Here is an 8411-nt window from a genome sequence, read left to right as displayed (position 1 = left end):
AGCCCCAGCAGCAGACATATCGATATACAATACTTCTTCATGATCTATATTTGGTTATAGAGGCAAGTAAGCAATAAAAAACAACTATCCATTTTCCCAGTTTGGCTTAAAGTTCAGCTATTTTGGCAAAAAAGATAGTTGTTACGAAAGATTGAACGGTACCGGTACGGCTAAATTAGGCCGACATAAACTCCTTCTGATATATCAATGGGCTTCTGCCGGTAATACTTTTAAAACATTTATGGAAACTTGCAAAGTTGTTAAAACCACTCTCATAACAAACCTGCTTAATATTCAATTTATTATCAATCAGAAGCTTACATGCCTGACCAACTTTAATTTCTGTTAAAAACTGGGAATAAGTCTTTTGAGTAAAGGACTTAAAATAACGGCAAAAAGAATTTGGACTAATCCGTGCAATCTCTGCAATCTCCTCCAAATTGATCTTGTTCCGGAAATTCGCAAAAGTATATTCATAAATATCCTTGATCCTGTCGTTGCTGATCTCTTCTTTATGCTGAACATAACCAATTGAAGACAACAATTCCAGCTGATCACATTTAGAAATCTCTACCAGTGCCTGGATCAGGCAAATAATCCGCTCCGTTCCCTCTGCATGCAACATATATGCAAGAATCTCCTCCACCTTCTTTTTATTTCTGCCTTCTACTTTAATACCTCTTTTCGCCTTTTCAAGAACGTCTTTCAAAGGTTTATTTTCCGGCAGGTTAAGAAAATACTCTCCCAAAAAGCTTTCCGAAAAATGAGCAACCTTTACATCTGCATAATTTTCAGATCCTTCTTCCTTATACCCTTCATCAAATCTCCAGTAATGGGCAAGATTAGCACCAATCAGCACCAGGTCTCCAGATTGAAACTCAGTGATGCTATCACCAACAAACTGAGTTCCTTTACCTTTCACAAAATGGATCAGCTCCACTTCAGGATGATAATGAAACTTATTGTTCATACTCGGTTTCAAATCATGACGTACGCTGAAGGATTGTGTAGGACTTTTTGAAATTTTTAGCAGTTGAGGTTTCATACATTCTAAATTTAAACCTTGAAAATTGTAGAATACAATTCAGCAAAGGGAGTTAAAATTTATTTTGGTTTATATTTGTTTTCTAAAGTTGGGGAACTTATTTCAGAATTAAGTTGTACATTCTCCTCAAAGGTGTGTACAAAACAAACATGGTATGAACAGAAAGATAAGTGAAGAAATCAAAATTGATCCTTCAGATGTACATCAAAACTTTAAAGACGTCAGTATAAAATTATTCTGCTGCAGGTACTGGATCCTGGAAGAATGGGAATGTAATGACCTCAGATCACCCTTCTGGAGAATCTACCACAATTCTGTTGATGGCTCTTCCATTTGCCACAAAGGCAAAACCATTCCAATGAACCAGCAAACCATCCTGGTCATTCCGCCAAACACCTCCTTTTCCTCTCAGCTTAAACATCCCTTCAACAAAGAAGATGAATCCATAAAAGGCAGAAAGTTTACACAGCAAGATCATCTTGAACAGCTGGCTGCAAAAGGAAAAGTAGACCACCTGTTCATTCATTTCTCCCTTGGCTATCCTCTGGACTTTGTGCGCAGCGGCATACATGAAATCCAATTTGATGAAAGAAATAGAAGCGCTCTTGAACAAATCAAAAAAGCCTGCATCTCAGAAACCATCACCAGTTTCCAGGAAGGCCTGCGAACCAAACAACTGGTGGCAGACTGTTTACTTCAGCTGCCTGCAGAGATCTGGGATTCGGGAAATATAGACCACAGGATCCTGAAATCCATCAAATTCATGGAGGCCAATTTCAAAAGAAAGATCACCAATGATCAGCTGGCCGATGCCGCAAACATGGCTACGAATTCCTTTGCCAGGCTTTTCAAAACCAGTACAGGTACAGCCACGCAGCAATACATCTTAAAACTCCGGATACAAGCTTCCTGTAACCTCATGCACCACACCAACAAGTCCCTCGACGAAATCTCGTATGAATGCGGCTTTTCAGACCGTCATCATTTCTCCAAAATCTTTAAAAAGATCCTTAAAGTAACTCCTTCAGATTACAAAAAACAATTAAAAATGGTCTAACCTGCCGGAACTATCGTATACACTTTGTTTTTTTCTGTTTTAAAACTAATCCTGTATTTGCCCGGAGCATTGATCTCCTGTAATTTTACACCGGCTGCATTTTCATATTTTCCGGCATCTGTAAATGACATCAGTGGATTTAGCCCATCCTTTTGAACGACCTTAACTTCCAGTACCTTTACAGGAACAGCCGTTCTCAATACACAATCCCCACCTGCCAGCGAAGTAATCTTTGCCTGCCGCAGTTTACCGCCGGCCCATTTAATGTTCACTTCAAAATTACCACGGCCTTTAATCCCATTAATTTCTCCTTCCGGCCAGGCATCAGGCAAAGCCGGCAATAAATTCAGTTCACCGCTATGGCTTTGCAGCAACATTTCTGTAATACCTGCAGTAGCCCCAAAATTACCATCAATCTGAAAAGGCGGATGTGCATCAAATAAATTCGGATAGGCACCTCCTCCACTCATTTGCTCCTTTGCCTTGCCCGGATCAATATAATTCAGGCCGGAGAGAATCATCTTATAGGCATGGTTACCATCAAGCAACCGAGCCCACCAGTTGATTTTCCAGGCCATCGACCAGCCGGTGCTTTCGTCTCCCCTTTGCAATAAAGACTGTTTGGCTGCCGCCGCAAGTTCAGGCGTTTTGAGCGGAGAAATCTGGTCTCCAGGATACAAACCAAACAAATGAGAAATATGACGGTGTTTATCATTGGGATCATCCCAATCGTTAAACCATTCCTGTAATTGTCCATAACGTCCAATATGATAAGGATACAGCAGTGGAATCATCTTTTCCAGTTTAGATTTAAATTCCCGATCCGTATTTAAGATTTCTGCAGTTTTAACCGTATTGGAAAAAAGTTCTCTGATGATTGCCATATCCATCGTACTTGCTTTGGACAGCTGGTATTCTTTTCCTTCAATCTTAACCGTATTTTCTGGTGAAGTAGAGGGATTAGTCACATAATAAGGTGTCTGATTGTCTTTAACCAGCCAGCTCAACATAAACTGCGCTGCACCTTTCATTAATGGGTAGGCCTTTTCTTTTAAGAATTTCTGGTCTCCTGTAAATTCATAGTGTTGCCAAACATGCTGGCAGAACCAGGCTCCAGCCATTGGCCAGGCCGACCATCTGGGCATCCCCTTAGGATCCCAATCGTACCCTCCCGCAGGAGAAGTCTTGGCCCAGATATCAGAGTTGTGATGGGCAAGCCATCCCTCTTGTATATTATAATTCACTTTAGCCGTTTTGGCACCGTTTATAGCCAGTTGCTCCATAAAATTGAAGAGCGGCTCATGACATTCAGACAAATTGGTATTCTCTGCCAGCCAATAGTTCATTTCTGTATTGATATTGGTGGTATAATTGCTGCTCCAGGGTGGCTGTACCAGATCATTCCAGATGCCCTGAAGATTCGTTGCACGAGAATCTTTTCTTGAGCTGGAGATCATCAGATAACGTCCAAACTGATAATAAAGCATTTGCAAGTGTGGATCAGCTCCACCCTTATTTAAACGAATCATCCTTTCATTGACCGGCAGCTTCAATGCCTCTGCATTTACAGGAAGATTAAAGCTTACTCTTTTAAACAAACGCTGATAATCGGCAAGATGTGCTTTTTTCATAGCCTCGTAAGCCTTTCCTGATGCCAAAAGGATATGTTTTCTGGCTTCAATGCCCGGATCTTTTCCTTCCAGTCCTGGCGACTTGTCGATACCATTAAAGCTGGTTCCTGAACTCAGGTATAAGGTAACCGCATCTGCACCAGATACAGTCAATACATTTCCAGACTTTTTAACCGAACCGCCTTCGGGTTTGACCCGCAGATGAATCTCAAAAGTCATACCTTCCCCTTTCCAGTCGTCATATTCTACCTGTTTAGGCTCATAATCACGATTGGCCACAAATTTCGGTGCTTTCCCTTTTAAAACCAGATCCTGGTCGTCCGGAGCATTGACCTGATATTTCAATTTGCTGGAAAGCCCCGCATTAAACTGGATTGCTCCTCTACGGTCCGCACTGATCCTGACGACCAGTATCCGGTCAGGATAACTGATAAAAGTCTCTCTGGTATAAGTTATCCCCGCAATCTTATAACTTACCTTGGCAATCGCCGTATTCAAATCCAAATCCCGTGTATAAGCCGTAGCCGTAGAGTCCTTGAATTTAAAGTCCAGGGTCAAATCGCCCAATGGTAAATACTTCGCAGAATAAGGTCCCTGCATTTTTTTCCAAAGCTTAGCCGCTTCCTCATATTTCCCTTCAAAAACTGCCTTTCTAACCTCCGGAAGTACAGTGGGTCCATTGGGATTGTTTCCATCATTTGGACTGCCAGACCAGAGTGTATTGTCGTTTAACTGCAAACGCTCTTTATTCACCCTTCCAAAAACCATAGCACCCAAACGACCGTTTCCAAGAGGTAAAGCTTCCTCCCATACACCGGCAGGTTTGGTATACCACATCCTTAGACCAGGATCTGCTTGTTGCCCTACAGCATAGGAGGTCCAGAAGAGAACCGCAGCTAAAATCATTTTCTTCGTCATAACGCGTCGTTTTCGATCAGGTAAATGGTTAAGCTCCTTGGTCCATGGGCACCAATCACCAGGCTCTGTTCAATGTCCGCCGTTTTCGAAGGTCCGGCGATAAAGGATCCAAAGCCCGTACGGCTCACATCTGTTTTTTGATAAGCATGATGCATCGTTGGTACAATTTCTTTCTCTTCCAATACAATAAACAAGTGTTCACAAATAAAAGGCAACAAACGATTCACCATAGCGGGCTCATCTACCCAGACGGCACTGTTTTCGGCGACACCAAAAGAACCTCTTATATATAAGGTATGTAATAAAGCAAGGTCAGTAGCTTTCCAGGCTTTTATTTTCAACCGATCCTCTTCTGTGCAGTCAATGGCATCGACACAGAACTTTTCCTGATCCTCTTCCGCAAAACGCTTCTTTACTTCTTCCAGGTTCTTTACCCGGACCAGCTGGCCGCCAATCTTTGTCAGCACCTGTTCAAATACCACCGCAGGTTCATCGTAACGGATCAACCGTTCAAAACCAATTACCGGCAAATCCCTCTGGGCAGGCTGGTTCTCGGCCGCTGCCTGTAAAATACGATCTCTGGAATTCATTAGCTTCTGTTTTTTTGATACCATTCCCCAAAGCTTTCAGCCGGAGGTGCAGGCATATCCCTTTGTTTATACCAGGGGTTAAATCCATTATTCACCAAAAAAGGTGCATATTTCAGTGTCGTTCTACCCATTTTTCCTGAAAAATGGTACAAAGCCGGGCTCGACAATACCGCAGCCATACCCTCCATACCCAGTTTTTTGGAAACCGGAGCATATCCCGCCTGTACAATCACCTGTCTCCATTTGTACAGTTGTTCATGAATATCAATCTTCACCGGACAAACATTGCTGCAGGAACCACAAAGCGTAGATGCGAAAGGTAAATCCGCATTGGCTTTCATGTCCAGATTAGGATTTAATATAGAGCCAATAGGTCCGGCAACTGCGGTATGATAACTATGCCCACCGCTTCTGCGATAAACAGGACAAGTATTAAAACAAGCGGCACAGCGGATACATTTCAGGGAATTCCTGAAATCGGCGCGGCCAAGCTGTCTTGTCCTTCCGTTATCTACAATCACCAGGTGCATTTCCTGTCCTTCTCTCGGACGATGAAAATGGCTTGAATACGTTGTAACCGGCTGTCCGGTGGCACTCCTGGCCAACAGGCGCAGAAAAACACCAAGGTGCTCTGCTTTAGGAATTATTTTTTCAATGCCCATACAAGCAATATGGACATCGGCCGTATGTGCACCCATATCTGCATTCCCTTCATTGGTACAGACCACAAACCCTCCCGTTTCTGCAATCGCAAAATTAACCCCGGTAATGGCCAGTTCTGAAGCGATAAAATAATCCCGAAGGTGCTGCCTTGCCGCCTCTGTTAAGTACTGAGGATCATTATTTCCTTTTTCCGTATCCAGAAAATCGTGAAATGTATCACTCACATCCTGCTTCTTCAAATGTATAGCAGGTAATACAATATGGCTTGGCGCTTCCTTTCTAAGTTGAACAATGCGTTCACCCAAATCTGTATCCACTACATGAATCCCTTTCTGAATCAGGTATTCGTTCAGGTGACACTCTTCGGTCAGCATACTTTTACTTTTCACAATCCTTTTCAGGTCATGATCTGCAATTATCTGATGTACAATCCTGTTATGTTCTTCTCCATCTGCGGCCCAGTGTACACGTATGCCGTTTGCAATAGCTTTTTGCTCAAAACTTTCCAGGTAATGGCTTAAGTTAGAAAGCGTATGATCTTTAATCTGGGATGCCCATTCCCTCAACTGTTCCCATTCCGGTATTCCATGAGCAGCCAGATCTCTTTTTTGCCTGACAAACCACAAAGTTTCATCGTGCCAGTCGGTCCGCTCCTCATCTTTAATAAATTGCGCCGCAGCCTGGGCATGATCTTGTACTTTCATGATAAATGATGGTTTAAGATTTCTGCGATATGAATAATTTTGACCTTACTTCCCCTGCGCTTTAAAATACCCTCCATATGCATCAAACAGGAAAGGTCTCCGGCTGTAATGTACTCCGCTCCATTTCTTTCATGATCCAGTACCCGGTCTTTTCCCATTTTAACAGAAACAGCTTCCTCGGTTACGCAAAAGGTACCACCAAATCCGCAGCATTCATCCTTTCTGTCCAGTTCCACCAATTCCAGCCCTTTCACCATAGACAACAAATGTCCAGGCTTAGAAAAAGGCTCAGCCATGAGTTCCGTCATCTGGGAAAGCTTCAATCCACGCTGTCCGTGACAACTTTGGTGAAGCCCGACTCTATAAGGAAACGAAGCCTCCAGTTTTTCAATTTTTAAAACATCTACCAGGAATTCTGTCAGTTCATAAACCTTATTCCGGATATCCTGCGCAGCTTCTTCATTTTCTTCTGTATGCAAATGGTCTTTGATGTGCATTACACAACTACCCGAGGGGCAAACAATATAATCATAGCCCGAAAAATTCTCTACAAACAAGTTATTACAGCCCTTGGTCAGGTGCTCAAAGCCAGAATTGGCCATCGGTTGCCCGCAGCAAGTTTGATTTTTAGGATAACTAACGTCCAGCCCAAATTTCTCCAAAAGCTCCAGTGTAGCAATGGCAGCTTTGGGGTAAAACTGATCCACATAACAAGGAATAAATAAAGCAACCTTCATATTATCCGTTATTTAAAGCACGGTCCAGATGTACATAACCCCCGTCTACATGCAGCAATTGCCCGGTGGTATGACTGGATCTTTCTGATAGCAAAAACAAGGTCATATTTGCAATCTCTTCTGCCGTGGTCATCCTTTTCCCCAATGGAATCTTATCTACAATAGATTTCAATTTTTCTGTAGGGTTTTCTAAAGTATTGATCCAGGTTTGGTACAATGGCGTAAAACACTCAGATACGATGACTGCATTCACACGGATGCCATAAGGTAATAATTCTACCGCCCATTCACGGGTCAGCGCATTTCTCGCCCCATTAGAGGCTGCATAGCCTGAAGTCCCGCCTTGTCCGGTCTCCGCTGTCTTAGAGCCAATATTCACAATAGATCCGCCCGATGCCTTTAATGATGGCAGGGCATACTTGGCCATTAAAAAATAATGGACCACATTTTTGTGCAAGCTATCTACAAAATCAGCATAACTGCCATTTTCAAGGCCAATACTATCATTTACACCGGCATTATTCACCAGGCCATCTATACGACCAAACTGACGGATCACCTCATTTACAGCACGTTCACATGCCTCCGGCTCTTTTAATTCTGCTTCTATCTGGGCAGCCTTTCCTCCAGCCAGCTCTATTTCTCTAACCACTTTTAAATTATCAGCCTCTTTCCGGCCAATAATTACCGGTATTGCTCCTTCCTGTGCCAGCAATTTTACAATCCCTTCTCCAATGCCCTTCGCACCACCGGTCACAACAATTATTTTATTCTTTAATTGTAAATCCATTTTATCTGCTTATAATTTATAGAAACGCACTGCATTATCCCTCCAGAACTGATCTTGTTCCTGTTTTGAAAATGACGAAGTATAATCCTCCATCAACCCGGTTACCTGGCCGTATGTTGCTGCCAGCCTGCATACGGGCCAGTCGGAGCCAAACATTACCCTCCCGGTTCCAAATGCTTCAAACAAGACGTCCAGATAAGGTTTAAAATCTGCTGCGTTCCAGTTGGTCAGATCAGCTTCTGTAACCATACCTGATGCTTTGCAATACAAATTTTC

8 protein-coding genes are annotated in these 8411 nt (G+C 42.8%); 1 reads left to right on the top strand and 7 read right to left on the bottom strand.

Annotation, left to right across the window (positions count from 1 at the left end; translation table 11 throughout):
• Window positions 1-175 precede the first annotated feature (175 nt).
• On the bottom strand, window positions 176-1045 hold the full coding sequence (locus VNZ46_RS25710; RefSeq protein WP_325563950.1) for an AraC family transcriptional regulator: 870 nt from the start codon (window positions 1043-1045) through the stop codon (window positions 176-178).
• Window positions 1046-1199: 154 nt separating this feature from the next.
• Here VNZ46_RS25710 and VNZ46_RS25705 point away from each other — a divergent pair, with 154 nt between their 5' ends.
• Entirely contained in the window at window positions 1200-2102 is a 903-nt protein-coding gene (locus VNZ46_RS25705) for an AraC family transcriptional regulator (RefSeq protein ID WP_325563948.1), read from the top strand.
• Here VNZ46_RS25705 and VNZ46_RS25700 read toward each other — a convergent pair.
• The 6 genes from VNZ46_RS25700 to VNZ46_RS25675 all read right to left on the bottom strand — a co-directional run.
• Window positions 2099-4651: a glycoside hydrolase family 95 protein gene (locus VNZ46_RS25700; RefSeq protein ID WP_325563946.1), complete on the bottom strand. Its 2553-nt coding sequence runs from the start codon at window positions 4649-4651 to the stop codon at window positions 2099-2101. The two genes, VNZ46_RS25705 and VNZ46_RS25700, sit on opposite strands and share 4 nt — an antisense overlap.
• Complete coding sequence (locus VNZ46_RS25695; protein WP_325563944.1) at window positions 4648-5241, bottom strand: LutC/YkgG family protein; 594 nt, start codon at window positions 5239-5241, stop codon at window positions 4648-4650. Before VNZ46_RS25695 ends, VNZ46_RS25700 begins: the two co-directional genes overlap by 4 nt.
• Window positions 5241-6608 carry a lactate utilization protein B gene (locus VNZ46_RS25690; RefSeq protein WP_325563942.1) on the bottom strand — a complete coding sequence of 456 codons (1368 nt, stop codon included), beginning with the start codon at window positions 6606-6608 and terminating at the stop codon, window positions 5241-5243. The genes VNZ46_RS25695 and VNZ46_RS25690 overlap by 1 nt, the downstream gene beginning before the upstream one ends.
• Window positions 6605-7345, bottom strand: a complete 741-nt coding sequence (locus VNZ46_RS25685) for a (Fe-S)-binding protein (RefSeq protein ID WP_325563940.1) — start codon at window positions 7343-7345, stop codon at window positions 6605-6607. Before VNZ46_RS25685 ends, VNZ46_RS25690 begins: the two co-directional genes overlap by 4 nt.
• Window position 7346: 1 nt before the next feature.
• A complete protein-coding gene (locus tag VNZ46_RS25680) occupies window positions 7347-8135 on the bottom strand; it encodes an SDR family oxidoreductase (protein ID WP_325563938.1) in 789 nt (262 codons plus the stop codon).
• A 9-nt stretch (window positions 8136-8144) separates the two neighbouring features.
• The coding region (locus VNZ46_RS25675; protein ID WP_325563936.1) for an amidohydrolase family protein at window positions 8145-8411 on the bottom strand (267 nt) is incomplete at its 5' end.

It is taken from the genome of Pedobacter sp. (assembly GCF_035566355.1).
Lineage (GTDB): Bacteria > Bacteroidota > Bacteroidia > Sphingobacteriales > Sphingobacteriaceae > Pedobacter.
Note: the sequence above shows the minus strand (reverse complement) of the source record. Positions and strands in the feature narration are given on the sequence as shown.